Origin of the sequence: Staphylococcus sp. HMSC34G04 (genome assembly GCF_001838765.1) — a bacterium.
Classification (GTDB): Bacteria; Bacillota; Bacilli; order Staphylococcales; family Staphylococcaceae; genus Staphylococcus; species Staphylococcus epidermidis.
Genome location: NZ_KV838719.1, coordinates 22,667 through 48,752 on the forward strand (window position 1 = coordinate 22,667; position 26,086 = coordinate 48,752).

At 31.2% G+C, this 26,086-nt stretch carries 27 protein-coding genes, 5 tRNA genes, 1 pseudogene and 2 riboswitches; of the genes and pseudogenes, 22 read left to right on the forward strand and 11 right to left on the reverse strand.

Annotated features, from left to right (window positions below; translation table 11 throughout):
• Nucleotides 1-60: 60 nt before the first annotated feature.
• The 5 genes from HMPREF3241_RS03680 to HMPREF3241_RS03700 all read left to right on the forward strand — a co-directional run bounded on the left by HMPREF3241_RS03680 (nt 61) and on the right by HMPREF3241_RS03700 (nt 526).
• A tRNA-His gene (locus HMPREF3241_RS03680) sits at nt 61-136 on the forward strand.
• Nucleotides 137-153: 17 nt separating this feature from the next.
• Nucleotides 154-227 (forward strand) — tRNA-Gly (locus HMPREF3241_RS03685).
• Between the two features lie 9 nt (nt 228-236).
• Nucleotides 237-311: transfer RNA gene (locus HMPREF3241_RS03690), tRNA-Asn, on the forward strand.
• 1 nt (nt 312) lies between these two features.
• Nucleotides 313-384: transfer RNA gene (locus tag HMPREF3241_RS03695), tRNA-Glu, on the forward strand.
• A 53-nt stretch (nt 385-437) separates the two neighbouring features.
• Nucleotides 438-526 (forward strand) — tRNA-Ser (locus HMPREF3241_RS03700).
• 208 nt (nt 527-734) lie between these two features.
• On the opposite strand, the gene HMPREF3241_RS03705 is transcribed toward HMPREF3241_RS03700, so the two are convergent.
• The 3 genes and pseudogenes from HMPREF3241_RS03705 to HMPREF3241_RS03710 all read right to left on the reverse strand — a co-directional run bounded on the left by HMPREF3241_RS03705 (nt 735) and on the right by HMPREF3241_RS03710 (nt 2,104).
• Nucleotides 735-869, reverse strand: a complete 135-nt coding sequence (locus tag HMPREF3241_RS03705) for a hypothetical protein (RefSeq protein WP_002446742.1) — start codon at nt 867-869, stop codon at nt 735-737.
• A gap of 119 nt (nt 870-988) precedes the next feature.
• A pseudogene (locus HMPREF3241_RS12055) lies at nt 989-1,238 on the reverse strand (hypothetical protein).
• Nucleotides 1,239-1,438: 200 nt separating this feature from the next.
• Nucleotides 1,439-2,104 carry an Ltp family lipoprotein gene (locus HMPREF3241_RS03710; protein ID WP_002446741.1) on the reverse strand — a complete coding sequence of 222 codons (666 nt, stop codon included), beginning with the start codon at nt 2,102-2,104 and terminating at the stop codon, nt 1,439-1,441.
• A gap of 1,234 nt (nt 2,105-3,338) precedes the next feature.
• On the opposite strand from HMPREF3241_RS03710, the gene menE reads away from it, so the two are divergent.
• Together menE and menC are read left to right on the forward strand one after the other, a co-directional pair.
• The gene (menE, locus tag HMPREF3241_RS03715) at nt 3,339-4,763 is read left to right on the forward strand and encodes an o-succinylbenzoate--CoA ligase (RefSeq protein WP_070853465.1); all 1,425 of its coding nucleotides are present in this window, start codon (nt 3,339-3,341) and stop codon (nt 4,761-4,763) included.
• Nucleotides 4,753-5,754, forward strand: a complete 1,002-nt coding sequence (gene menC, locus HMPREF3241_RS03720) for an o-succinylbenzoate synthase (protein ID WP_032604475.1) — start codon at nt 4,753-4,755, stop codon at nt 5,752-5,754. The genes menE and menC overlap by 11 nt, the downstream gene beginning before the upstream one ends.
• On the opposite strand, the gene yidD is transcribed toward menC, so the two are convergent.
• A complete protein-coding gene (yidD, locus tag HMPREF3241_RS03725; protein WP_002457867.1) occupies nt 5,751-5,999 on the reverse strand; it encodes a membrane protein insertion efficiency factor YidD in 249 nt (82 codons plus the stop codon). The genes menC and yidD overlap by 4 nt on opposite strands.
• Nucleotides 6,000-6,069: 70 nt before the next feature.
• Between yidD and ytkD the strand changes: the two genes are divergently transcribed.
• Both ytkD and HMPREF3241_RS03735 read left to right on the forward strand, forming a co-directional pair.
• Nucleotides 6,070-6,537 carry an RNA deprotection pyrophosphohydrolase gene (gene ytkD, locus HMPREF3241_RS03730; protein WP_002457866.1) on the forward strand — a complete coding sequence of 156 codons (468 nt, stop codon included), beginning with the start codon at nt 6,070-6,072 and terminating at the stop codon, nt 6,535-6,537.
• The gene (locus HMPREF3241_RS03735; protein WP_083324161.1) at nt 6,524-7,312 is read left to right on the forward strand and encodes an alpha/beta hydrolase family protein; all 789 of its coding nucleotides are present in this window, start codon (nt 6,524-6,526) and stop codon (nt 7,310-7,312) included. The genes ytkD and HMPREF3241_RS03735 overlap by 14 nt, the downstream gene beginning before the upstream one ends.
• A 226-nt stretch (nt 7,313-7,538) precedes the next feature.
• Here the strand turns inward: HMPREF3241_RS03735 and pckA are convergent, their stop codons facing one another.
• Nucleotides 7,539-9,131: a phosphoenolpyruvate carboxykinase (ATP) gene (pckA, locus tag HMPREF3241_RS03740; RefSeq protein WP_070853466.1), complete on the reverse strand. Its 1,593-nt coding sequence runs from the start codon at nt 9,129-9,131 to the stop codon at nt 7,539-7,541.
• A 151-nt stretch (nt 9,132-9,282) separates the two neighbouring features.
• Nucleotides 9,283-9,392, forward strand: a riboswitch (SAM riboswitch).
• Between the two features lie 108 nt (nt 9,393-9,500).
• On the opposite strand from pckA, the gene metK reads away from it, so the two are divergent.
• From metK to HMPREF3241_RS03755, 3 genes are all read left to right on the forward strand, one after another.
• Nucleotides 9,501-10,700, forward strand: a complete 1,200-nt coding sequence (metK, locus tag HMPREF3241_RS03745) for a methionine adenosyltransferase (protein ID WP_002457863.1) — start codon at nt 9,501-9,503, stop codon at nt 10,698-10,700.
• A 102-nt stretch (nt 10,701-10,802) separates the two neighbouring features.
• The gene (locus tag HMPREF3241_RS03750) at nt 10,803-11,711 is read left to right on the forward strand and encodes a hypothetical protein (protein ID WP_002457862.1); all 909 of its coding nucleotides are present in this window, start codon (nt 10,803-10,805) and stop codon (nt 11,709-11,711) included.
• 179 nt (nt 11,712-11,890) lie between these two features.
• A complete protein-coding gene (locus HMPREF3241_RS03755) occupies nt 11,891-12,727 on the forward strand; it encodes an aldo/keto reductase (RefSeq protein WP_002446731.1) in 837 nt (278 codons plus the stop codon).
• 248 nt (nt 12,728-12,975) lie between these two features.
• Here HMPREF3241_RS03755 and HMPREF3241_RS03760 read toward each other — a convergent pair whose 3' ends face one another.
• The 3 genes from HMPREF3241_RS03760 to HMPREF3241_RS03770 are packed head-to-tail and all read right to left on the reverse strand — an operon-like array spanning nt 12,976 to nt 14,036.
• Nucleotides 12,976-13,329 (reverse strand): fluoride efflux transporter FluC, encoded by a 354-nt coding sequence (locus tag HMPREF3241_RS03760; protein WP_002457861.1) that lies wholly within the window; start codon nt 13,327-13,329, stop codon nt 12,976-12,978.
• Nucleotides 13,326-13,691, reverse strand: a complete 366-nt coding sequence (crcB, locus tag HMPREF3241_RS03765; RefSeq protein ID WP_002446729.1) for a fluoride efflux transporter CrcB — start codon at nt 13,689-13,691, stop codon at nt 13,326-13,328. Before crcB ends, HMPREF3241_RS03760 begins: the two co-directional genes overlap by 4 nt.
• Before the next feature lie 36 nt (nt 13,692-13,727).
• A complete protein-coding gene (locus HMPREF3241_RS03770; RefSeq protein ID WP_002446728.1) occupies nt 13,728-14,036 on the reverse strand; it encodes a hypothetical protein in 309 nt (102 codons plus the stop codon).
• A gap of 276 nt (nt 14,037-14,312) precedes the next feature.
• Between HMPREF3241_RS03770 and HMPREF3241_RS03775 the strand changes: the two genes are divergently transcribed.
• Both HMPREF3241_RS03775 and HMPREF3241_RS03780 read left to right on the forward strand, forming a co-directional pair.
• Nucleotides 14,313-15,026: a transaldolase gene (locus HMPREF3241_RS03775; protein WP_070853467.1), complete on the forward strand. Its 714-nt coding sequence runs from the start codon at nt 14,313-14,315 to the stop codon at nt 15,024-15,026.
• A 139-nt stretch (nt 15,027-15,165) separates the two neighbouring features.
• On the forward strand, nt 15,166-15,609 hold the full coding sequence (locus HMPREF3241_RS03780; protein WP_070853468.1) for a hypothetical protein: 444 nt from the start codon (nt 15,166-15,168) through the stop codon (nt 15,607-15,609).
• Here the strand turns inward: HMPREF3241_RS03780 and HMPREF3241_RS03785 are convergent.
• Complete coding sequence (locus tag HMPREF3241_RS03785) at nt 15,596-16,039, reverse strand: competence protein ComK (protein WP_002457860.1); 444 nt, start codon at nt 16,037-16,039, stop codon at nt 15,596-15,598. The genes HMPREF3241_RS03780 and HMPREF3241_RS03785 overlap by 14 nt on opposite strands.
• Before the next feature lie 5 nt (nt 16,040-16,044).
• Nucleotides 16,045-16,524 carry a sigma-70 family RNA polymerase sigma factor gene (locus HMPREF3241_RS03790; protein ID WP_002446724.1) on the reverse strand — a complete coding sequence of 160 codons (480 nt, stop codon included), beginning with the start codon at nt 16,522-16,524 and terminating at the stop codon, nt 16,045-16,047.
• 206 nt (nt 16,525-16,730) lie between these two features.
• Here HMPREF3241_RS03790 and HMPREF3241_RS03795 point away from each other — a divergent pair, with 206 nt between their 5' ends.
• From HMPREF3241_RS03795 to ribE, 7 genes are all read left to right on the forward strand, one after another.
• Nucleotides 16,731-16,946, forward strand: a complete 216-nt coding sequence (locus HMPREF3241_RS03795; RefSeq protein ID WP_002446723.1) for a hypothetical protein — start codon at nt 16,731-16,733, stop codon at nt 16,944-16,946.
• A gap of 378 nt (nt 16,947-17,324) precedes the next feature.
• Nucleotides 17,325-18,176, forward strand: a complete 852-nt coding sequence (locus tag HMPREF3241_RS03800) for a peptidoglycan release complex glucosaminidase SagB (protein WP_001830727.1) — start codon at nt 17,325-17,327, stop codon at nt 18,174-18,176.
• A 348-nt stretch (nt 18,177-18,524) separates the two neighbouring features.
• Nucleotides 18,525-20,009, forward strand: coding sequence for an FAD/NAD(P)-binding protein (locus HMPREF3241_RS03805; RefSeq protein ID WP_002457859.1), 1,485 nt, complete (start codon nt 18,525-18,527; stop codon nt 20,007-20,009).
• 148 nt (nt 20,010-20,157) lie between these two features.
• A riboswitch (FMN riboswitch) is annotated at nt 20,158-20,298 on the forward strand.
• Nucleotides 20,299-20,447: 149 nt separating this feature from the next.
• Nucleotides 20,448-21,491, forward strand: a complete 1,044-nt coding sequence (ribD, locus tag HMPREF3241_RS03810) for a bifunctional diaminohydroxyphosphoribosylaminopyrimidine deaminase/5-amino-6-(5-phosphoribosylamino)uracil reductase RibD (protein ID WP_002495708.1) — start codon at nt 20,448-20,450, stop codon at nt 21,489-21,491.
• Between the two features lie 6 nt (nt 21,492-21,497).
• Nucleotides 21,498-22,130 (forward strand): riboflavin synthase, encoded by a 633-nt coding sequence (locus HMPREF3241_RS03815; RefSeq protein WP_002457857.1) that lies wholly within the window; start codon nt 21,498-21,500, stop codon nt 22,128-22,130.
• Nucleotides 22,131-22,142: 12 nt separating this feature from the next.
• Nucleotides 22,143-23,324 (forward strand): bifunctional 3,4-dihydroxy-2-butanone-4-phosphate synthase/GTP cyclohydrolase II, encoded by a 1,182-nt coding sequence (locus HMPREF3241_RS03820; RefSeq protein ID WP_002487544.1) that lies wholly within the window; start codon nt 22,143-22,145, stop codon nt 23,322-23,324.
• A gap of 12 nt (nt 23,325-23,336) precedes the next feature.
• Nucleotides 23,337-23,798, forward strand: a complete 462-nt coding sequence (gene ribE / locus HMPREF3241_RS03825) for a 6,7-dimethyl-8-ribityllumazine synthase (RefSeq protein ID WP_002446718.1) — start codon at nt 23,337-23,339, stop codon at nt 23,796-23,798.
• 45 nt (nt 23,799-23,843) lie between these two features.
• Here ribE and HMPREF3241_RS03830 read toward each other — a convergent pair whose 3' ends face one another.
• Nucleotides 23,844-24,845, reverse strand: coding sequence for a proline dehydrogenase family protein (locus HMPREF3241_RS03830; protein ID WP_002490148.1), 1,002 nt, complete (start codon nt 24,843-24,845; stop codon nt 23,844-23,846).
• Between the two features lie 242 nt (nt 24,846-25,087).
• On the opposite strand from HMPREF3241_RS03830, the gene HMPREF3241_RS03835 reads away from it, so the two are divergent.
• The gene (locus tag HMPREF3241_RS03835) at nt 25,088-25,915 is read left to right on the forward strand and encodes an alpha/beta fold hydrolase (protein ID WP_070853469.1); all 828 of its coding nucleotides are present in this window, start codon (nt 25,088-25,090) and stop codon (nt 25,913-25,915) included.
• Nucleotides 25,916-26,086: the final 171 nt, after the last annotated feature.

Sequence of the window (26,086 nt, forward strand, 5' to 3'; positions counted from 1 at the left end):
ATGGATTGAAGCTCCATGTGTCGGCAGTTCGACTCTGTCCTGAACCATTCACCATTTTTGGCGGTTGTGGCGAAGTGGTTAACGCATCGGATTGTGGTTCCGACACTCGAGGGTTCGATTCCCTTCAACCGCCCCATAATCGTATTTCATTAAGCGGGTGTAGTTTAATGGCAAAACCTCAGCCTTCCAAGCTGATGTTGTGGGTTCGATTCCCATCACCCGCTCCATTTTATTTATCCACAGTAGCTCAGTGGTAGAGCTATCGGCTGTTAACCGATCGGTCGTAGGTTCGAATCCTACCTGCGGAGCCATGGCTCCTTGGTCAAGCGGTTAAGACACCGCCCTTTCACGGCGGTAACACGGGTTCGAGTCCCGTAGGAGTCATACAAACAGAAGTGAAATATCGCTTCTGTTTTTTTATTACTATATTCTAGCATGGAGAGTTGTCCGAGTTGGCCGAAGGAGCACGCCTGGAAAGTGTGTAGGCGTCACAAGCGTCTCGAGGGTTCGAATCCCTCACTCTCCGTAAAACAGTAAAAATTAGTAAGCATTAGTTTTACTGATTTACGTTAGAACGTTGTTATATCAACGTTCTTTTTTATTTTTGGCAGAAATCTGTAATAGTCTGTTTAAAACATTTTGTATATGTTTCATATCTTTTCTAGCAATTGAAATGATTTTATTAGCTGATTTTGTCATAGTACTTCTTAAATGAATAGTAATATTGATATAATCTAAATCGTTGTATTGTAATTTTGTACCTCTCCAAAAGGTCCACCTGCAACTATAAGTATAAAAATAGCTAAATATGATAATTCATTTTTACAAGTTGAGAATAATTTTAATTTCCTGTATTCAGTTAAAGACATGAATTTATCTTCTTCTTTTTTTGTAGGTTTCTTTTCATAGATAGGGGCGTTCCAAGTTGGATCACGTTCAATTATTTCCTCATTTAACGCACCTTTAAAAGCTTATGAATAGCAATTATTTAATTTTTGAACACTTGCTTTCGTATGTCTTTTTTTATGTCCACCAATAAAGTGACTTTCTGCATACTCTTTTAACATTTCTCTATATTTGAGTTGTGAAAAATCTTTAATAGCTGTATTGCCAAACTTTTCATCAAAGATATTTAATGCATTATAATAACGGTTTAAAGTTGATTGTGATATTTTGTACTCTTTATTAATTTTTATCTAATCTTGAAAGTATTCTAGAAACGGTGTGTCAGACGAAATGAGTTAATTCTAATTTATTTCATTGTATTTAAGTTGCATTGCCTTATACGCTACTTTTTAGTTTTATAACCTCTTTTACGAGAGCTCTTATTTTACATCTAAAATCATAAGACCATGTTATATTAATTTTTGCACATTCATTCTCATTGTTTTACTCTTGATGTTAAAAAATAGGACGAGAAAGTTACTCGTCCGTAAACTTAATTATCCAAATGCTCAATAGCATATTTTGCTTCTGATTCTGTAAATTTTTCACCGTAGTTAGAAACCAAAAGATCGTAAATTGAGTCATTAGACATATGCATATCTTTGGCATATGATTTTGCTTTCTCAAGTGCATTCTTTTCATAATCAGCCTCTAGATGATCTATAGCATATTGTGCATCTTCTTTATCAAATTTTTCTCCATATTCAGATGTTAAAATATCATAAATTCCTAGTTTAGACATGTGGAAATCATCAGAATATGACTTTGCCTTTTCAAGTGCAGAGTTCTCCAATCGTGTTGCAGATTCATTTTCTTTTGCAGGTTCTTTAGTATTTTCTTTGGTGGAGTCATAATTAGTTTTTGTTTCTTCTACTGCAGCTTTATGATTTAGCTCGTCTTTATCATTTACAGTATTCTCTGTAGTTTCTTTAGTTTCGTTATTTGAAATTGATGTTGCTGGTACAATCATTTGTAGATTACCATAATAGGTAATGCTTGCTAATACGATAACTGAAATTGCAACAGTAATGATTGTTCTTGCAATAGATGGCCACTTGCTAAATTTCCACATGAGAAATAAACCTAGTGGAAAAATGAACAAAAGTGATAAAACTATAAACCACTCTTGTTTGTACCATGATGTCGTTTCTTGTTGCATAAAACGTCCTCCTGTGTATCTATTTGATGAAAAGTAGCAGGTTTAATTTTTAATATATTGAAAAAAGCAAATTTGTATATTTAAGGTTATAGAATCACATTGTTAGAAATAAATGTGTAGTAGGTAAGTTAAAGTAATTACTCAAGTCTTGAAGTGTTTTGCAATCGTGAGCGTTGATTGCTTTTTCAATTTGATTTAAAGAGATAAGTGCGTTAGTTTTATTACTTTTTACATAGTAAGTTTTGATGTCTTCTTTCACATAAGAACTTGATGATAATCTACTGTTAATATATAATTCACTACCTAAAATGGCTCATTCTAATTCAATATATTTAATATCTATACCTTCAATCAACTCCTTATATTGATGCATAATTCTTATTCCTTATCAATTTTTTAGAAATTGTATATATTTTATATATAACATCAACGCCTATATGAAACCTTAAATTATGCATAATTTTATTTATAAAAAAAAAGAGACTTAATCATACTAAAGTGTAAATTAGTAATATAAGCGTCTCTCTTTATTTATCGCTATTTTTCTTTTGTTTTTATTAATCCATAAAAGCTATAATTTCTCTCATTTCATCTTCAGTAACATCAGGTGTAATATAAGAGATAATTTGATTGTTTTTCATTATGAAGTTTTATTCTGTTAATTTAGAAACATTAAACATTATCAGTTACAGTTTAAATTCTCTTTATTCCTATTGGAATGTTAGAATGAGTGAATTTTATAGCTTCATCTATTTCTCTTCAATCTATACTTTTAATATTCGTTGAGATATCTCGGAAAAATTATCTAACAATTTCGGTACTCATATAAGACCCCATATTGTTATATAAAGTAATTTAAAAATATCACAAATTAATCGGTGTTACAATATTATTTAAATGAAATATATTAAATAATGAATTCATGAGGTGGTTCTTTTTGAAAAGAGAACGATTCTTATAAAAATGTATATATAGCTAATAATAGAATGATTGATGAAAATAAATAGAGTACATTATTAGTTGAAATGTGATAATGAAAGTTGCGTAGGTTACTAACTTAAAAGCATGACTATATTAAAGACTTATAGATGACGCATGTAGTCCACATTTTCAATAGGGGATTGACTTTTAAACATATTACTTTAAGTTGAAAATAACATATTAAGCTCAACTACTGATATTTAATAAGCAAGTAGGTATAATTATACGTGTATATAATTTGGAGGAATGCATTGTGAATTTTTGGTTACAAGAACAAGCTCAATCAAATGGAAATCGATTGGCGATTGTTACAAATCAGTTATCTTTAACGTACGAAGAATTATATCATCGTGCAAAAGCAATCGCGCAATATTTAACTTCTTTAAATCAGAAAAGGATTGGTTTATATATAAGCAATGATATTGATTCAGTTGTTTTGATTCATGCTTGTTGGTTAGCTCATATTGAAATAGCTATGATAAATACACGTTTAACGCGACATGAGATGATAAATCAAATGAATTCAGTCGACATAACAACGATTGTACACACGTTGCCTTTAGAATTAGAAGGGTTTAATTTATATCATTTTAATGATTTAACACAATTAGATAAATGTGATGTTTCAAGTTACAAATTTAATTTAGAATCGATTGCATCAATTATGTTTACGTCTGGAACGACGGGACCTCAAAAAGCTGTGCCTCAAACGTTTAATAATCATTTAGCAAGTGCTATAGGCTGTAAACATAGTTTAGGATTCGAACAAGATACTGTGTGGCTTTCGGTCTTACCTATATATCATATTTCTGGGCTCAGTGTTATTTTACGCGCAGTGATAGAAGGATTCACTGTCAGACTTGTTAAAAAGTTTCAAACTGATGATATGTTAACACAAATCAAGACTTATCCAATCACCCACATGTCTCTTGTTCCACAAACGTTAAAGTGGTTAATGGATGCAGGATTGACTCAACCATTTTCTTTAGAAAAAATTCTGCTAGGTGGTGCTAAATTATCACCACAATTAATTGAGCAAGCATTGACTTACCGTTTACCTGTATATAATTCTTTTGGTATGACAGAAACTTGCTCTCAGTTTCTAACAGCTTCACCTCAAATGTTAAAAGAACGTTTCGATACTGTTGGAAAACCAAGTGAAAATGTCGAAGTGAAAATAAAAAATCCCAACGTATATGGCCATGGAGAGTTATTAATTAAAGGTGAAAATGTGATGAATGGTTATTTATACCCCAAAGATTTAAAAGACACATTTGATAATGATGGGTTTTTTCAAACTGGAGATATAGCTGAAATAGATGATGAGGGTTATGTCATGATATATGATCGGCGCAAAGATTTGATTATAAGTGGCGGAGAGAATATTTACCCTTACCAAATTGAAACAATAGCAAAAGACTTTGAAGGTATTGAAGATGCCGTATGTGTAGGAATATCAGATGATACTTGGGGGCAAGTACCAATATTATATTATGTGACAAATCAAGATATTAATCGTAATGAATTAATAGAACATTTTGAAAATCATGTAGCTAGATATAAAATTCCTAAAAAATATTATCAGGTGGAATCTTTACCTTATACATCGACAGGTAAATTACAACGTAAAAAGGTCAAAAGTGAAGACTTGAATGAGGGAAAGAATAATGAAAGTTAAGGCAATCAATCTATATACTTATAAGGAACCTTTTAAATCACCAATTTCAACACCGAAAGTGAAGTTAACGCATCGAGAAAGTTTGTTTACGGAAATAGTAACTTATAGTGGAGAAATTTATTATGGGGAGTGTAATGCATTTTCAACTAATTGGTATGACAAAGAAACAATACTCACAGTCGCAAATAGATTAAGAAAGTGGATACCACAAGTACTTCATCGAGATATGGCATCTTTTGATTCATGGTTACCTTACCTCAATCAAATGAATGATGCACCAGCTGCTCGATCAATGGTTGTCATGGCTGTTTATCAAATGTATAACGATCTGCATGATTTTGAAGTACAATATGGTGCTACAGTTAGTGGCTTAACTAATAGTCAAATTGAAACATTATTAGAAACAAGACCGAAACGTATTAAACTTAAATGGTCAACATCACTTATCAAAGACCTTGAAACTATACGTTTATTAAATCTTGAGTGTGATATTGCAATAGATGCAAATGAATCATTAACAAAGCCAGCATTTTTACAATTAGCCAATGAAAAAACATCAGATATTATATATATTGAAGAACCTTTTAAAATTCTAGAAGATTTAAATGATATTGATATGTCTATTTTTCCTAGAATTGCCATCGATGAAAAGGCACTTTCTATAGAAAAAATACAATCAATAATTCAACAATATCCCATACAAGTCGTCGTGTTAAAACCATTTAGACTTGGAGGAATAGATAGAATGTTAGACGCCATGAAAATTTTGAAAGAAAAAAATATAAGGTTTGTAGTTGGGGGCATGTATGAGTTTGGTCTAAGTAGATATTTTACAGCAATGTTAGCTAAAGAAGGAAATTATCCGGGTGATATAACGCCACACGGTTATTATTTTGCTAATGATATCGTAGAAACATGTGGCATATTAAAAGAGGGAATGATTTATTTCACTCCCCCTAAAGTCAAGCGTTCTTTACTTAACAAAGTTTAATGATGATGTGTGGTCTTAGAATTTTTATCTTTTTTTAATGGAACAGGATCAAAGCCACCTTTATGCAATGGATGACACTTAAGTATGCGCCTTACACCGAGATAAAGTCCCTTTAGAGCACCATGGTATTCGATGGCTTCTCTAGTGTATTGTGAACATGTTGGATAAAATCGACATGTTGGGGGTGTAAGTGGCGAAATAAAACGTTGATAAAATACAACTAGAGATAACAATATTTTTTTCAACATTGATAAAGGCCTCCAAATAAATATTTGATAAATATATTTTAACATAGGATGAGAGGAAGTGAGGAACGTGGAGTTTGAGGATAAAGATGGAAGGGTTGTAACATTGAACTATAAAAATGAAAATGATATGCCAAATGGTAATCACGTTCTTGCAATTCCTGTATACAATAGTCAGTTATTATTTACACACCATCAACAACGTGGGATAGAGTTTCCTGGTGGTAAAGTTGAAATAAACGAACAAAGTAAAGAAGCAGTAATTAGAGAGTTATACGAAGAGACGGGTGCAATCGCAAAATTTATCTACTATTTTGCACAGTATCGTATAAAAACGGAGCATGGTGAGCCGTTTATTAAGGACGTTTACTTCGTTGAAGTAAGTCATTTGGAATATGTAGATACCTATTACGAGACTTTAGGCCCTTGTCTTTATCATCATATTAATGATATTCCTTTAAATAAAAGAAGTTTTTTAATCAATGATAAGGCGATTCTTCATTGTTTGGAAAGGGTGAGAGCACTTGGATTTTATTAAGGAAAAGCGCATGCCAATCGAATATGAAACTCATTTTTTTAATGAAGTAACATATATTGTAGATTATTTAAAAGTTAAGGCTTTGATGATGATTCCGAAAAGCAAAAAAGATATCAAACGTATTGTTATATACTTAAGAGGTGGTAAAGGGCAAGTTGGAAGAGTGAGAGCCGCAAGACTTATGCAATTTGCAAATGAACATACCTTAGTTATAGGTCCATACTATAGAGGAAATAATGGAAGTGAAGGAAGAGATGAATTTTACCGTGGTGATTTAAATGATGTAACGCATTTGATTCGACTTTTAAATCAAAACTATCCTTCTGCATTTATACATATGGTAGGATTTTCGCGTGGAGGTCTACAGGGATTACTTACTTTTAATGATTTGCCTGTAGATAGTTATATGATTTGGGGTGGCGTATCTGATATACATTTAATGTATGAAGAACGAGTTGATTTGAGAGGGATGTTACGACGAATGGTTGGACATCCAAAAAAAGATACGAAAGCTTATAAGAGCAGAGATGCAATGCAATTTATAAAAAAAGATAGTCCTCCTATTCTCATTATTCATGGTGGGAAAGATATTCAAGTTGGAATACACCAAGCTTATGATTTAGAAAAAAAATTAAAATTCAAAGGAACCTATTATCAAACCTATTATCAATTGGATGAAGGTCATGTACCACGACCTGCTGCGATGAGAGACGTAATTCAATATATACATCAATGGATGAACGACGTCGAAAATAAAAATTTAAATATATTGTGACAATGGATTATACATGTTGATGATAACAATGTATATATTAGGAATAATTAGATATTAAATAATGAGATTGTTTGAAACTTTAGAAATGTATTATCATATATAGATATCCTCAAATAAATGTATTAATAATCCACTCGGCATTTAAATAAAAATTTAAGTGCCTGAGGTATTGAAAGCTTTCTCAGGCACAATGCTTTTAAATTTAACATATAAATGTGCATATTAATTATTGATTAAATGCACCTTTGTTGGCAATATGTTCGACTTCCTTGCCGAATTTTTTAAAGTTATTATTAAAGCGTTGAATCAAATCGTATGCCTGTGCTTTGTAGTTATCTTTATTGTTCCAAGCATTGATAGGATTCAGAATAGTTGTAGGTACACTGTCAATCTGAACTGGAATATTTAAGCCAAATGTATCATCTTTAATATATTTAGTATTTTTTAATTTACCTGAAATAGCTTGATTTACCATTTCACGAGTATAGTGTAGACTAATTCTTCTCCCTATACCATATTTACCGCCTGTCCATCCAGTATTTACTAGATATACATCAACATCGTGAATATCGATTAAATTTCCAAGTAGATCAGCATACTTTGTTGGACTTAAAGGTAAGAATGGTGCTCCAAAGCAAGTTGAAAACGATGGTTGAGGTTCAGTAACACCACGTTCTGTTCCAGCTAGTTTAGACGTAAACCCACTTAAGAAATGATACATTGCTTGATCTTTAGTTAGCTTTGAAATAGGAGGGATAACTCCAAATGCATCAGCGGTTAAGAATATAATCGTATTCGGATGTGCTGCCTTTGAAGGTGTAACAATATTCTCTATATAGTCAATAGGGTAGGCGGCACGAGTGTTTTCAGTATAGGTGTTATCATCAAAATCTACTGTACCGTCATCATTTGTAACTGTATTTTCTAAGATTGTTCCATATTTAATAGCGTTATAAATTTGAGGCTCTTTCTGTTTAGATAAATGAATTGCTTTTGCATAACATCCACCCTCAATATTAAAAACGCCATTTTTATTCCAACCGTGTTCATCGTCACCAATTAACTTACGTTTTGGATCGGCAGAAAGCGTCGTCTTACCAGTTCCTGATAATCCAAAGAATAATGCTACATCTCCTTTTTCTCCAACATTAGCTGAACAATGCATACTCATGATATCCTGCATTGGAAGCAAATAATTCATTACAGAGAAAATACCTTTTTTCATTTCACCAGCGTATTCTGTACCACCAATTAAAATCACTTTATGTTTAAAAGATATAATGACAAATGTTTCACTATTTGTCCCATCTAATTCAGGATTAGCTTTAAAGTTAGGTGCTGAAACAATCGTAAAGTTGGGTTTTATATTTTGAGCTTCATCTATAGATTCTGGACGAATAAACATGTTACGAGCAAATAAGTTATGCCAAGCTAATTCATTTATCACCTTAAGTTTAAGACGTGACTCTTTATCGCTCCCTGCATATCCACTAAATATGTAAAGTTCATCTTTCTGATTTAAATAGTCGAGTACTTTATTGTAAAGTTTTAGAAATGTTTCTTCATCCATGGGCTGATTGATATCTCCCCAATTTATATTATCCTTATACGATGGTTCAGTGACAATAAATTTATCTTTAGGTGAACGACCAGTGTACTTACCTGTTTTAACATTTATTGCCCCCAGTTCAGTTAATTCACCCTCATGGTTTTTTAAAATTTTTTTGTATAATTGTGTTGATGATAGTTGAAAATGTGATGTAGCTTTTTCTATTAGCTGATTTATCTTAAGTGTTTCTGTGTATGTATCTATAGACATACCCAATCCCTCCATACAATAATTTATGTAAGCCCTTACATTTAGATAGTATAACACACCGATTGAATTTATCCACTTTAAAATAGAAATAGTGACAATGTATAAAATTGACAACATACTTTGAATTAGATATTATTAAGTTTAACGGATTCTCTTATCCTGAGTGGTGGAGGGACATGGACCCAATGAAACCCAGCAACCTCTTTATTTAAAGAAAGGTGCCAAACCGTTTGCAGACAAATATGGTCTGAACGATAAGAGCGAATGGACGTTTAAGAGCCTTCTCTCTATCTATATAGTGAAGAAGGCTCTTTTATTTAGCTCTCATATTTAAAGAGAATTTTCGTAATTTATTTAAAGGAGAAAATGATGACATACAATAAACGATTATTTACCTCAGAATCAGTTACTGAAGGCCATCCTGATAAAATTGCTGACCAAGTTTCAGATGCCATTCTTGATGAAATATTAAAGGATGATCCCAATGCTCGTGTAGCATGTGAAACAACAGTAACAACAGGAATGGCACTTATTTCTGGAGAAATCTCAACAACTACTTATGTAGATATTCCTAAAGTGGTGAGGGAAACGATTAAAGATATTGGTTATACTAGAGCAAAATATGGTTATGATTCACAAACAATGGCAGTGTTAACTGCGATTGATGAACAGTCACCTGATATAGCACAGGGTGTAGACAAAGCGCTTGAATATCGAAATGAAATTTCTGAAGAAGAAATTGAAGCAACAGGTGCAGGTGACCAAGGATTAATGTTTGGATACGCAACTGATGAAACTGATACGTATATGCCTCTACCTATATTCCTGTCACATCAACTTGCTAAACGATTATCTGATGTACGAAAAGATGAAATTTTAGATTATCTTCGTCCAGATGGAAAAGTACAGGTGACTGTTGAATATGATGAAGATGACCAACCTAGACGTATTGATACTATTGTTGTTTCTACACAACATGCTGAAGATGTAGAGTTAGCACAAATTGAAAAAGACATTAAAACGCATGTTATATACCCAACTGTAGATAAAGCTTTATTAGATGAAGAAACTAAATTTTACATTAACCCGACTGGACGTTTCGTTATTGGAGGACCTCAAGGAGATGCTGGTTTAACTGGACGTAAAATTATAGTTGATACGTATGGTGGTTATGCCCGTCATGGTGGAGGTTGTTTTAGTGGTAAAGATCCTACTAAAGTAGATCGTTCAGCAGCTTATGCAGCAAGATATGTAGCTAAAAATATTGTTGCAGCTGGTTTAGCTAAACAATGTGAAGTACAACTTGCATATGCAATCGGTGTAGCAGAACCCGTTTCTATTTCAATTAATACGTTTGATACTGGAAAGGTTTCAGAAGCACGTTTAGTTGAAGCTGTAAGAAAGCATTTTGATTTAAGACCAGCAGGTATCATTAAAATGTTAGACTTAAAACAACCGATATATAAACAAACAGCAGCGTATGGTCATTTTGGACGTACAGACGTATTATTACCATGGGAAAAATTAGATAAAGTCAACCTTTTAAAAGATGCAGTTGAAATTCAATGACTTGTAAAATAGAAAATAAATAATTATAAAATATATGTCGAAAATAAGCCTTTTTTCTATTATAATTAGAGTTATTGAAACTGATAAAGGAGCGTTGTTTTAATGGATTTTTCTTCACCGACAGTAATCGGCTTAATTGTTGCAATACTTGTGGCTGTTTTATTCTTTGTACTCTTCTTAGTAGCGAACCATAGTAAGAAGAAAGTGAAAAATCAAACAGAAGCACATTATAAAGAAAAAGAGCAACATCTTAAAGAATCTCATGAAGAAGCTTTAGAAAAAGAGAGAGTAGAGAATAAAAAAGTTGTTACAAAACAACAAGAAGATTTTGACGTGACAGTTAGTAACAAAAATCGTGAAATTGATGCGTTGAAACTATTCTCAAAAAATCATAGCGAATATGTTACAGATATGAGATTAATTGGTATTCGTGAGAGACTAGTAAATGAAAAGAGAATACGCCCTGAAGATATGCATATTATGGCAAATATTTTCTTGCCTAGTAATGAGTTAACTAATATTGAACGTGTGAGTCATCTAGTACTTACACGAACTGGCTTATATATTATTGACTCTCAATTATTAAAAGGCCATGTTTATAATGGCATTAGTGGTGCGCAATTTAAAGAATTACCTACGATGTCACAAGTTTTTGACACGCTCGACTTAGATTCATCACAGCCACAGACATTGGTCTTGGATCAAAATGAAGATCAACATTCATTATCTTTTGTTAATTATTCGGATAAGATTAAACATATTGAAAAATTAGCAGGAGACTTACAAAATGAATTGAATACTAAATATACGCCAACATCAATACTGTATTTTAATCCTAAAAAGGATAATGATGTGACTATTTCTCATTATACACAATCATCAAATGTTAAAGTTTTAGTTGGTCCTGAACAATTAGATGAATTCTTTAATAAGTTTGTTTTCCATGGACGCATACAGTACAATGTGGATGATTTACAAGATATCATGGATAAAATTGAGTCATTCAATTAAATTATTAAAGAAATTACTTTATTTTCATATGAGTGCTTATTATAGTCTTCAAAACAATTACTACAAATTAATTGTTTTGAAGACTTTTTTGATTTGATAGTATTACTTTTTTAAAAAGTAAAAAAAGGGTATGTATTACTAGTAAATTTTTTAATTACAATGATTAAAGGAGAGATTATATGGAGACGGTTCAATTTTATAACGGAAGAACAATGCCTAAAATAGGACTCGGAACTTATAGAGTAAAAGATAGCGATGAATGTAGAGAATCTGTAAAACATGCTATCGAACAAGGTTATAGAAGTATAGATACGGCAATGATTTATGGTAACGAAGAAACGGTAGGTCAAGGTATTAAGGAAGGATTAAAATCGACTGGTTTGAGCCGTGAAGATTTATTTATAACTTCTAAATTATGGCTAACTGATTTTGGACGTCAAAATGTGGAAGAAGCCTATCGCCAATCTGTTGAAAAATTAGGACTGGATTATTTAGATTTATATCTAATGCATTGGCCAGGTACAAATGAAGCGGTAATGATTGATAGTTGGAGAGGTATGGAAGACTTATATAAACAAAATCAGGTGAAAAATATTGGTGTGAGCAATTTTACCCCAGAACATTTTGAAGCTTTGCTTGCCCAAGTTTCTATTAAACCGGTCATTAACCAAGTAGAATTTCATCCTTATTTAACACAAAATAAATTGCGAAAGTATTTAGAAGCCCAAAATATTATCATGGAATCATGGTCTCCATTAATGAATTCACAAATTCTCCATGATGATGTCATAAATGAAGTAGCTAATGAAGTAGGGAAAACTCCAGCCCAAGTTGTAATAAGATGGAATATTCAGCACGATGTTGTTGTTATACCTAAATCCGTAACACCACATCGCATAGAAGAAAATTTAGACGTATGGAATTTTGAATTAAGCGACAACCAAATGGAAAGAATCGATCAATTAAATCAAGATAAAAGAATTGGACCTAACCCTCTTGAATTTGACGGTAAGTAAATCAATAGTAAAATGGCTAAGACAATAGCATTTGTCTTAGCCATTATTATATATTGGTACAACATCGTTGAGTTGAGAATATGTTTATTTTTTAACTACAATTATTCTCGTTGTCATGATAGCTTGAGGACCTTAATAAGGATTTAGTTTCGTTGAGCTTCTAAATTAATAAGATAATTAAAGATACAAATAGAAATCATAATCTATGAAATAAGTTACTATAACCGTAAGTAAAAGTTATTTTAATATTAGATATGGTATCCACAGAAGCAAGCAATGAAACCTAAAATAAATTGTAATAAGGAATAAACTACAAAACGTAATGGTTTAAATTGAGGGCTTAACATATTAACAAGTTCAGATGATAATGTTGAAAAAGTAGTTAAACCTCCGAGAACACCTGTAACAAAGAAAGGAAACATATCCTGGCTAGCGAGTGCGTGCCCCATCATAAACCCGATAATTAAGCTACCTGTAATATTTACTATAGATGTTCCAATAGGAATTTTACTATTGAATAAGCTTTGGCATATATTTGTGATTAAGGCTCTAAATACAGCACCGATTCCTCCACCTAACATAACGAGCAAAATAGTAATCAAGAAAATCTACCTCCTATTTTGACACCGAGGTAACAGCTTAGTATTCCTAAAATATAACTCGTTACACCGTATACAGTAAACAGTATAAAATGATGTTGATTAAGTAGTGTTATAAGTTCAAATTGAAATGTTGAAAAAGTAGTTAACGCACCAAGTAAACCAGTGGTAAGCCCTTTTTTTATGTTTGGATGAGTTTTAAAGAGTGAAACGCTTAAAGCGCCGATACTGCCCATTAAAAAAGCACCCAATAAATTTGCAACAAATGTTCCCAACGGAAAGGTTGAACCTTCATTAAGCATTGATAAACAGAATCTTATCAATGCACCTAAAGCACCGCCTACAAAAATATATAGATATTGCATCTATATTTCACCTCAAAATATAAAAGAGTTGATTGTTTATTTAAAAATGTAACCAAAAGTATGTAAAGATGAAAGAATATGGATAATAATAGTGATTAAAATAATCAATGGTAAAATTTTGCTTGCAAATCTAATCCAATCTGAACTTTCCTTAGCATACTTTATAGATTTATCGGCAAAAACTATCGATAAAATAAGTATTATAATATTAACGATACTTGTAACTACAACAATTTTCATAAACGATTGAAATATATTACTCAATAATGAATTATTGGTATTAAAGAAAAAACTTAAAATTATCATTAATAGACTAAGATAAAAATACTTTTTTGACCGAGCCATAAACTGCCTCCTAGATAAACATTATTACAATATACTATCATATTTATTAAACTTAAACATAGTAATTTTCATTCCATTTTAGACAGTATATTTAAAATTAAAGCAAATAATTCGCTTACATTTCAAGGTCATGTTATAAATAAGTTATAAAATTTTTAAATTTAAAACGTGATAACAAAACGCTATCCCTAGTTTTAGTATGATATACATACAAATAATCAATTCTATACATATAATTGATAGTATTGACCTTTCACGTTCAGGAGGAGAAATGACATGACAAAATTAAATGTTAAAGTGTTTGCGGATGGTGCAGATATTGAAGAAATGAAATCAGCATATAAGAATCAACTTGTAGATGGTTTTACAACGAACCCAAGCTTAATGGCTAAAGCGGGTGTAACTGATTATAAAGCTTTTGCAGAGGAAGCGGTTAGTGAAATACCTGACGCATCAATTTCTTTTGAGGTGTTTGCCGACGATTTACCTACTATGGAAAAAGAAGCTGAGATTTTAAAACAATATGGTGATAATGTATTTGTAAAAATTCCTATTGTTACAACAACCGGTGAGTCTACACTACCATTAATTAAAAGTTTATCATCGAAACAGGTAAGGTTGAATGTTACAGCTGTCTATACTATAGAGCAAGTAAAAGCAATTACTGACGTTGTAACTGAAGGTGTGCCAACATATGTGTCAGTATTTGCAGGACGTATTGCAGATACTGGTATTGATCCACTTCCTTTGATGAAAGAAGCCGGTAAGGTAACTCATAGTAAAGAAGGCGTTCAATTATTATGGGCTAGTTGTCGTGAAGTATATAATGTAATTCAAGCTGATGAAATTGGCGCTGATATTATTACTTGCCCAGCTGATGTTGTAAAAAAAGTTAATAATAATTTAGGCCGTGATATAGGAGAACTTTCAGTAGATACAGTCAAAGGTTTTGCCAAAGATATTCAAAGTTCTGGTTTGTCAATTCTATAAATGTAAAAAAACAGCAATTAAGTGGATTTATTTCACTAGATTGCTGTTTTATTTTAGTTATATAAGAAGATTTGAAAGAATAGTTTAATTCATTTACTATTGATAAATATGACTAATTCTGAAGAGAGGTACCTATCAAATGAGTAAAAATGAATTCATCAAAAGAGTAAATAAGCAATTATGGTTTTTAAATGCTAAAGAAAAAAATGCGCTTAACAAATATATTGACTCAGTTGATCAGGATAAAAGTGTTGACACAAATAAGCCAATAAGATTTTCAAATGAATATTTAATGAAATTTATATTTAATCATAAGAAAAAATCGACTTCTCATGTGTTCGTACTTTTAATTTGTATGGTTTTAGCTTATGCATTTTTGCTCGGACTCTTTATTTTAGGGTTAGTGACCAGCTTAGCTATAGTACATGCCTATATCAACCCACGTATTGATTTATCAGGTTTTGTTATGTTAACTGTTTTGATTATTGCGATAGTTATGATGATTGCTAGTTTATATGCTATTAAACATACGACTGCCTTATTCACTAAAAAGCTTTTAGAATATAAATTTAATAAAAAGTAGTTTTCTCTATGATATGACCTACGGTAAGACTTTCTTGCCACTTTTTTGTTACTAGGGTATAGGGGATGTTCACTTCGATAGTCGAACCATTTTCAAAAACTATCTTTGTGGTATGAATTGAAGAATGAATTCCTATAATATTGCGTGCATTGATAAAATATTTAATCGATGCACGTTTTTGCGTAACTGGAAATAATATGGTTTCCTCATTGATATAGATAGGTATGAGTTTTTTTATGTTTAAAATATTTTTAGATAACATACATTGATGATGATAAGATTTTTGATGTAATTCCAATAAATAATGTAATGTTTTTTCAGGTGAACATGGTAAATGAATATTGTAATGTTCATACTGAATATAGGTTTCAACATTTGTTGAAAACGCAGTTTGAAGATATAAAAGTGAATGCGTTGATATACATTTCATAGATGTCAATCCTTTGTAGATAAAATTAAATAACGACGTAGTTTTCGTATTGTGTTAGATTTTATTTTTTTAATCGTTGTAGGTGAAAAATCTAAGATTTGGGAAATTTCATATTGTTTGTATCCTTGTAAATATAAGGCTAACCAATCTCGTTCGCGTGGAAGTAACTGTTGTGAAATATCTTTAATAAATAAATCGATTTCGTTGATTGAAATTGACGGAGAAAGTTCTGAAAGGGTATCAATACTACATATATTAAGCGTAGTATCTTTTTGTCTAAATAAATCTATAAGATAGAATTTTAAGCGTATAAATAGATAAGATTTAAAAGAAGAAGATTGTTGTTCATCAAAATCGAGTGTAAGTTGCCACATTTTAATGAGCATTTGTTGATAAAATTCATCATAATTATAAGTGATTTGATAACTTTTTAACAAATAATGTATGATATTATTGTATTTTTTATATGATTCCTCAAATGACATGTAATTAACTCCTATTTATGTACATAAAGTGATTTCCGGATAAATAGAAGTTAACTTATTGTTTGAAAATAATCATTTGCGTAATTGAAGCAATAGGTGTTAAATAGTAGTCATAGACTTTATTAATATATAAAATAAGTGTTTTATTTGCATGCTAACTTGGCTTTTCAACATAAATACTTTTTGAATAAAGAGGAGGGACTTTTATGGATTACGCACATTTAAATCTAGAGCACTTTTTTGCACGAAATGATGATTTGGATATCATTAGAGATCGATCTGATTTTGTGATGATTAATAATTTCACCAATGAGATGAAATACCGTGAAGGTGAAATTGAAGGAACTATCGATTTAAATCAATACTATTATAAAAATAGATCACAAGCTGTAAGTTTCATAATGATGAATTATAAGAAATGATATTTAGAGTGTCACCATAGTGACTAAATCTGGATTTATAAAACCTATTCAACACTATAATGTTTAAATAAATTAAAATTTAAATCTAATTGCCATAAAAACAAAAGGTGATATTGCTGTTTAATAATAATCAATGAATTTTTCAGTTTTGTCAGTATATAAAAACATTCATTTGGCATTAAAAAAATTTCGATTCTTGTCTTATTTTTTTAATATGTGCATCGTGTAACCTATTTATTTAAATTTCAATTTGATTACCATTTATTTATGAATTTGTAACAAAAGAAGTTTCAAATTGTGAATGTGTTTGAATAATGTTAAACTTGATTATCGTAATAGAATGACTAGTTTAACAACAATGACCTAAGAGGTGTGAATATGACTAAGCACAAGAAAGGCTCAATATTAGCTATCATAGGTTTGCTAATTGTATTTGTTGTTACAGGTTTTATCTTCTTTTCAATGATTTCAGATCAAATATTTTTTAAACATGTCAAACCAGTTGAAAAGGTTGAAAAATTAGATAAAACTTTAGATAAAGCATCTAAAAAGCAAATACACAATTATACGAGCCAACAAGTATCTAACAAAGCTAATACAGCTTGGCGTGATGCGTCTGGTACAGAAATTAAAGAAGCTATGGATAGTAGTAAATTCATAGATGATGATAAACAAAAATATCAATTTTTAGATTTGTCTAAGTATCAAGGCATTGATAAAAATAGAATTAAACGTATGTTGTTTGATAGACCAGTACTACTAAAACATACAGATGATTTTATTAATGCCGCAAAGTCTAAACATGTCAATGAAGTATATCTTATTTCTCATGCTCTATTAGAAACAGGTGCAGCTAAAAGTGAACTCGCTAATGGTGTAGAAATAGATGGTAAAAAATATTACAATTTCTATGGTGTTGGTGCATTAGATAGTGACCCTATTAAAACAGGTGCCGAATATGCTAAAAAACATGGATGGGACACACCACAAAAAGCTATATATGGTGGCGCTGATTTTATTCATAAGCATTTCTTATCTCATGATGATCAAAATACACTTTATAGTATGAGATGGAATCCTAAAAATCCGGGTGAACACCAATATGCTACTGATATAAAATGGGCTGAAAGTAACGCGAATATCATTGCAGATTTCTACAAGAACATGAAAACAGAAGGTAAATACTTCAAATTATATGTTTATAAAGATGACGATAAACACCAAAAATAAATTAAATAGTTAAACTAAACACCACTAATAAAAGTTGTGAAGTTAATCGTGCTAATTAAAATTAATTTAGATTTAAGCAATAGTTAACTTTCAATAGTTTTATAGTGGTGTTTTTAATTTATTGGATTAAATGTTGAATTATTCAGCTTTGTTTTTTCGCGATAGTATTGTAAACAGAACTGCAAAAGCAATTAAAACTTTAACTATAAATTTCATAAGCTTCACCTCAAATAAAATTTTAGCATACTATTTTAAGATTAAAAGTCAATCAAATAGGTAATATAGATATAGTGAAAAAGTGTACAATAAAATGTAACTACTAATAATAAATACATAAGGATGATTGATATGCGTGTAGCAATAATAGGTATGGGAACAGCTGGTGTAAGTGTGTTACGCCAACTCGTTAAACATGAAAACTTTTCTCAATTAAAAGTAGATGTATATGATGATGATAGAAATATGGGTCAAGGTGTTCCATTTCAAAATGATAGTAGCGAACTACTTATTAACATGCCATCAAAATCTATGAGCTTAAATCTTGATGATGACCAAGAGTTTTGGAAGTGGTATCAAAATCAGACAGAATTCAATTTTAGTAATCCTCAATATTTGCCTAGATTTGTATTTGGTCATTATATGAAGTCTTATTTATCTTATTATAATGACCAATTTGATAATTTAACTATTATCAATGATAAAGTACAAGAAATTTTTACACAATCCGATGTTGATGACACAGATTTAAAATATCATGTATGTACATGTGATGATGAAAAAGAATGGCGTGAATATGATTATTTATTTTTAACTTTTGGAACTTTTAGTTACCATGACCCTTATGATTTGAAGGGAACTAAAGGCTATATCCAAACGCCGTATCCTACATATCATACTCTTGATAATGTTAAAGATTCAGATCGAATCGTGATTATTGGAACAGGGTTGGCTAGTTTAGATGCTGTGAGATATGTAGCTGCACATCATCCATCTTTACCCATTACTATGACAAGTCGTTCTGCAGCATTGCCAAGTGTTAGAGGAAAAATGACTAAAATTCAGTTTACGCATTTAACTAAATCACGATTTAATGGAATTATGAAAAAACACTTTGGTAATGTACCATTAGAAAAGGTAGTTTCATTATTTTTAAAAGAATGTGAAGATTATGGAATAGACTTTAAAAAACTTATTTATCGTAGAACTGGAAACCATGTGAAAGACTTGGAGTATGATTTGAAACATGAAGAAGAAATGGGGATATTCCAAAGTATTATTGAACATTTAAAAGAAAATTTAAACTGGATTTGGAATAGTTTGAGCGTTAAAGATCAAGAAACTTTTAATCGTAAGTACACTAAAATCATTCAATTAAATTCTAATCCAATGCCTCCTAGAACGGCTCGTTTACTAATTAAGTTAATACAGAATAATGAACTTGTCATTAAAAAGGGACTAGAAGACATAGTCCATAAAAATGAGCAATTTATGTTAAAGTACAACGACACCACGCAAAATTATGAGTCGTTTGACATTGTTATTAATGCTACAGGTTCTAAAACACATCTTTCTCAATTAGATGAGGATGATCAATTAATTTTAAACTTAGAAAATAGACAAATTGTTCAACGTCATCCTATGGGTGGCATTCAAATTATCCCAGAAACAAATCAAGTCATAAGTCCTAGATATGGAACCTTAAAAAATGTGATTGCAATTGGACAAATGACCAACGGTGTCAATAAACTTAGAAATGGTGTAAAGATGATTGTTAATCAAGTTGTTGATACAGTATCTCAATTATATATAACACAGGAAAATCGAAATAAGTAATATGCATTTAGCGTGTTTGTGAGTTTAATATATCTTCATAAAATCATTGAATAAAATAAGCTATAAAATTGTATTTTAAATTTAAATATAGTAAGATTTAAAATGTAGTGAAGAACTACTGGACTCAATTAATCATAACAATTTCATATATTTCTTTCGGGGCAGGGTGAAATTCCCAACCGGCAGTAAATTAAGCCTGCGACCCACTAGTATTGTTTTTTTGATGTTAGTGGCTGATCTAGTGTGAATCTAGAGCCGACAGTTAGAGTCTGGATGGGAGAAAGAAGATGAATTATCGACTTACACAAATTCGTGTAGTTATGATAAGCGTATTGTATACTTTTGTGCAATTTTAAGTATGCCAATAGGCTTATTTAAAGATATAGATATCTCCTTATGCCTACAGTACAGGTATAAGGTTTTTTTTGAGGTGATCAATTGAGTAGATTTATGGATGATGCTATTCAACTAGCAAAAATGGTAAATGGACAAACAGGTGTTAATCCTCCAGTAGGATCCGTTGTTGTTAAAAATGGTAGGATTGTAGGTTTAGGTGCACATTTAAAAAAGGGAGATAAACATGCTGAAGTACAAGCTATTGAAATGGCAGGTTTAAAAGCCCAAGGTGCTACCATATACGTTTCATTAGAACCATGCACACACCATGGTTCAACGCCACCTTGTGTGGATAAAATTATTGAAGCGGGCATATCAAAGGTCATCTATGCTGTTAAAGATACTACTTTAGTAAGCAAGGGTGACGAGATTCTGAGAGAAGCTGGTATAGAGGTTGAATTTCAATATAATGAAAATGCAGCTACACTATACCGTGACTTTTTTACTGCTAAAAGAAACGAAGTTCCGGAAGTAACTGTAAAGGTCTCATCTAGTTTAGATGGTAAACAAGCAACAGACTTTAATGAAAGTAAGTGGATAACAAACAAAGAAGTTAAAGAAGATGTTTATCAATTAAGACATGAGCATGATGCAGTTATTACTGGGCGTAGAACCATTGAAGCAGACAATCCATTGTATACAACCAGGGTTCCTGATGGAAAACATCCGATTCGTGTTATTCTCTCTAAGACAGGACAACTCGATTTTAATCAACAAATATTTAAAGATACTGCATCGGAGATATGGATTTACACTGAAAATGAAAAATTAAAAACAGATAAAAGTTTTATTAAAATAATAAATATAAGTAAATGTGATACAACGACAATATTACAAGACTTATATCAAAGAGGTATTGGGAAACTGCTAGTCGAGGCAGGCCCAAATATTACTTCGCAATTTCTCCAATCCAAACATCTAAATGAACTCATTTTATATATAGCCCCGAAATTAATTGGTGGTTCTGGCAAACATCAATTTTATAAGACTGACGAAGTGATTGATTTGCCTGAAGCAACTCAATTTGAAATTGTTGATTCCAAGTTAATTAATCAAAATTTAAAATTGAAATTACGAAAGAAGTGAATGTCTATGTTTACAGGTATCATTGAAGAAATAGGTACTGTACAACAAGTTCGCTCTGAGCAATCAGTAAGAACGCTTGAAATTAAAGCACAAAACATTTTAGTTGATATGCATATTGGTGATTCAATAAGTGTTAACGGTGCATGTTTAACTGTGATAGATTTCACTGATTCAAGTTTTTCAGTTCAAGTCATCAAAGGGACTGAAAACAAAACATATCTTGGAAATGTTCAACGTAATACAGAAGTTAATCTCGAAAGAGCCATGAGTGGAAGTGGGAGATTTGGTGGACATTTCGTGTTAGGTCATGTTGATGAGCTTGGAACAATTTCTAAAATCAATGAAACTGCTAACTCAAGAATTATTTCTATTAAAACAACTAAAAATATTTTGAATCAAATGGTCAAGCAAGGTTCTATAACTGTAGACGGAGTTAGTCTTACTGTATTTGATTTACATGATCATACTTTTGATATACATCTTATACCAGAGACACGTCGATCTACTATTCTTTCATCTAAAAAAGTGGGCGACAAAGTGCATTTGGAGTCTGACGTACTATTCAAATATGTTGAAAACATCATGAATCAAAATCAATCGCAGATAACGGAAGAGAAGCTTAGAGCATTTGGTTTTTAGGAGGAATATCACATGCAATTCGATACAATTGAGTTGGCTATAGAGGCTTTAAGAAATGGAGAGAGTATTATTGTAGTTGACGATGAAGATAGAGAAAATGAAGGAGATCTTGTAGCTGTTACGGAATGGATGGATGATAATACCATTAATTTTATGGCTAAAGAGGGTCGTGGTCTGATTTGTGCACCAATTGATAGATCTATAGCTGAAAGATTAAAACTACAATCTATGGAGCAAAATAACACAGATATTTATGGCACACATTTTACTGTAAGTGTTGATCATTATAAAACTACTACAGGAATCAGTGCACATGAACGTACACAAACGGCTAGAGCACTCATAGATGAAAAGACTAATCCTGAAGATTTTCATCGTCCGGGGCACTTATTTCCACTTATAGCAAAAGAAAATGGTGTGTTAACACGTAATGGTCATACTGAAGCTGCCGTAGATTTGGCACGTTTAACAGGAGCACAACCAGCTGGCGTAATCTGCGAAATTATGAATGATGATGGAACAATGGCTAAGGGTGAAGATCTCCAGTCCTTTAAAGAACGTCACCATTTAAAAATGATTACTATAAAAAGTTTGGTTGCCTTTCGTAAGGCTGTTGAACTTAATGTTAATCTCAAGGCAAAGGTCAAGATGCCAACAGATTTTGGTCATTTTGATATGTATGGATTTACAACGGATTATAGCGAAGAAGAAATCGTTGCTATTGTTAAAGGAGATTTAAAAAGCAATCCTAATGTACGTATGCATTCTGCTTGTCTGACTGGGGATATTTTTCATAGTCAAAGATGTGATTGCGGGGCGCAACTTGAAGCGTCAATGAAATATATTGAAGAACATGGTGGAATGATTATTTATTTACCTCAAGAAGGTAGAGGAATAGGGTTAATGAATAAGTTGCGCGCATATGAGTTAATAGAAAAAGGCTATGATACAGTTACTGCAAATCTTGCTCTTGGTTTTGATGAGGATTTGAGGGATTATCATGTTGCAGCTGAAATATTAAAGTATTTTGGTTTAAGTAAAATTAACTTGCTCAGCAATAATCCTAAAAAATTTGAAGGTTTAAAAGATTACGGCATTGAGATCGTAGATAGAATTGAACTTATCGTACCAGAAACGCAACATAACCATAGTTATATGGAAACTAAAAAAAATAAAATGGGACATTTAATATAGGAGGACTCGAAAATGAATTTTGAAGGTAAATTAGTTGGTAAGGATTTAAAAATTGCGATTGTTGTTAGTAGATTTAATGATTTTATTACTACACGTTTACTTGAAGGGGCTAAAGATACACTCATTCGTCATGAAGTAGTAGATACTAATATTGATGTAGCTTATGTGCCTGGTGCATTTGAAATACCACTCGTTGCAAAAAAATTAGCTCAAAAAGGTGAATATGATGCTGTGATTACATTAGGATGTGTGATTAGAGGCGCAACTTCACATTATGACTATGTATGTAATGAAGTAGCTAAAGGTGTTTCTAAAGCAAATGATATTTCAGATACTCCAGTGATTTTTGGAGTTCTAACAACTGAAAGTATTGAGCAAGCAGTAGAAAGAGCTGGTACTAAAGCTGGAAATAAAGGTTCAGAAGCAGCAGTTAGTGCAATCGAAATGGCTAATCTAATTAAGCAAATCAATTAAAAATAAAGGCATGAAGTAGATATCAAAATACTTCATGCCTTTATTTTATTTTTTATGTCTTTTAATGCCAAGGATAAGAGACGTCAATAAAGTTGCAAATATACCGATACCCAAAGTTATCTTTTTTAAGATTTTGGGTTTAGTAAATTCTTTTATAGCTAATGACAAGTTTTGAGGGCGTTCTGCTAGTCTTCTCATAAAGTACGCAAACCAATCATTACCGTATGGTACATAAACTGTAAATAAATAACCTTCATTAGCTATTTTTTGTGCTAATTCCGTGCGGAAACCGTACAACATTTGAAATTCCATTTTATCTTTGCTAATATGATTTTCTTTCATAAATTGTTTGACTTGGTTGATAATTTCATTGTCATGTGTAGCTACAGATGTAAAGTTCTTTGAATTTAGTAGTCGTTTTTTAATAATTCTAATATAATTTGCGTCAATTTCTTCTTTCGATTGATAAGCGATTGATGCATCTTCCTTATAAGCACCTTTCACTAGTCTCAAACGTAATTCAGGATATTTATCAATTAAATCATCGGCTTCATACAGATAGGCTTGAATGACTGTACCCACATTTTTAAATTCACCTTTCAATCTATCAATAATATGTTGAATTTTAGAAAGACTATCGTACTTCTCTGTATCAATATTAATGTGCATCTTTCCATTCTTATCAGCTTTAAGTAAAATTTCTCTCATATTTTCATAAGCAAGATTTAAATCAAACTCACTTCCAAGTTGGCTAATTTTAACTGACATATGTGCCTTAACATTATTGTTATAGATTGCATCAATAATTTCTAAAATCTCTTCTTTAGCTTTAATACTTTCTTCTCTAGTACTAACAAATTCACCCAATGAGTCGACAGTAACTGAAATATTATAATCATTTAAATATTGTATGGTCTCAATTAATTGATGAATCGTATTTCCTGCGACTACACGATTTGCTCCCATTTGAGGTCCCATCTTTTTAGCTATTTTATTAAGATATGTATGATTAGATAACGCAATGAAAAAATCTTTAAATAAGGACATATGCAATACCTCCGTTATACTAAACTATGATATTTTTAAATAGTGTATCATGAAAATTAACTTTAAGAAAGCGTTTACATAAAGAGTTTGAACACTTAAAGAGTAATTATACTTTAGGATATATTGGAAGAGTTAAAGAAAACACTTAAATATCTATCAAATTTCACTTAAAATAGCATTCAATATGTTTGATTTGCTATAATTATATTAATAAAGAACATATAAAAAGGGGCAATTAGAAAATGTGGAAGTGGGAAACAGAAAATGACGCAAAAGGCGTTGTTGTCATTGCTCATAATATATTAGAACATACAGGTAGATATGCATATGTTATCACGATGTTAAGAAGAAATGGTTATCACGTTATCATGGGCGATTTACCAGGACAAGGGCAAACTTCACGAGCTCAAAAGGGACAAATAGATGATTTTAATACGTACCATGAGAATATATTAGAGTGGATAAAAATAGCTAATGAATATAAAATTCCAACATTTGTTTTAGGTGTGGGATTAGGTGGTCTCATCATTTTAAATCTGCTTGAGAAAACAGAATTACCTATTGAGGGTATATTATTATTTTCACCTATGTTAGAACTAAAGAAAGACTATAAAGGGCGAAAAAACAATTTGATTTCTAATGTTGGTAAAATTTCTAAAGATACTAGATTTAAAGTTGGTATAACCCCTCATGATTTAACACGTAATGATGAAATTATTGAAGAAACAGCAAATGATGGGCTAATGCTTAAAAAGGTAACATATAGTTGGTATAACCTTATAAATGAAAAGATGAAAGAAACAATGGATCATATCAGAGATATTAAACCTATTTCAGCATTGATAATGTATGGTACCAAAGACAAAATTTTAGAAACTCAATCTATTAATGAAATGAAAGATAAATTAAAGTCGAAGGAGATGTACTTTAAAGTTTGGGATGGATTATATCATGAAATACATAATGAACCTGAACGCGATTTGGTGATGAGATATGTTCTATCATTTTTAAATAATAGTGTAAATACTATGGGTTTTATAGTAAATGAAGAGGAAATTGAAGACATTTAAGTGAGCGAAAGAAAAATGTTATCAATTTGTATACGATTCTATAATGTGAATAAGTAACTCGGTTTTATACCGGGACTATAGTAATGAGTCCGTAGATCCTAAACATCTACGGGCTCTTATAATTCTTAATGATATATTTAGTTTGGTTTAATAAAAAATATATTTAACAAT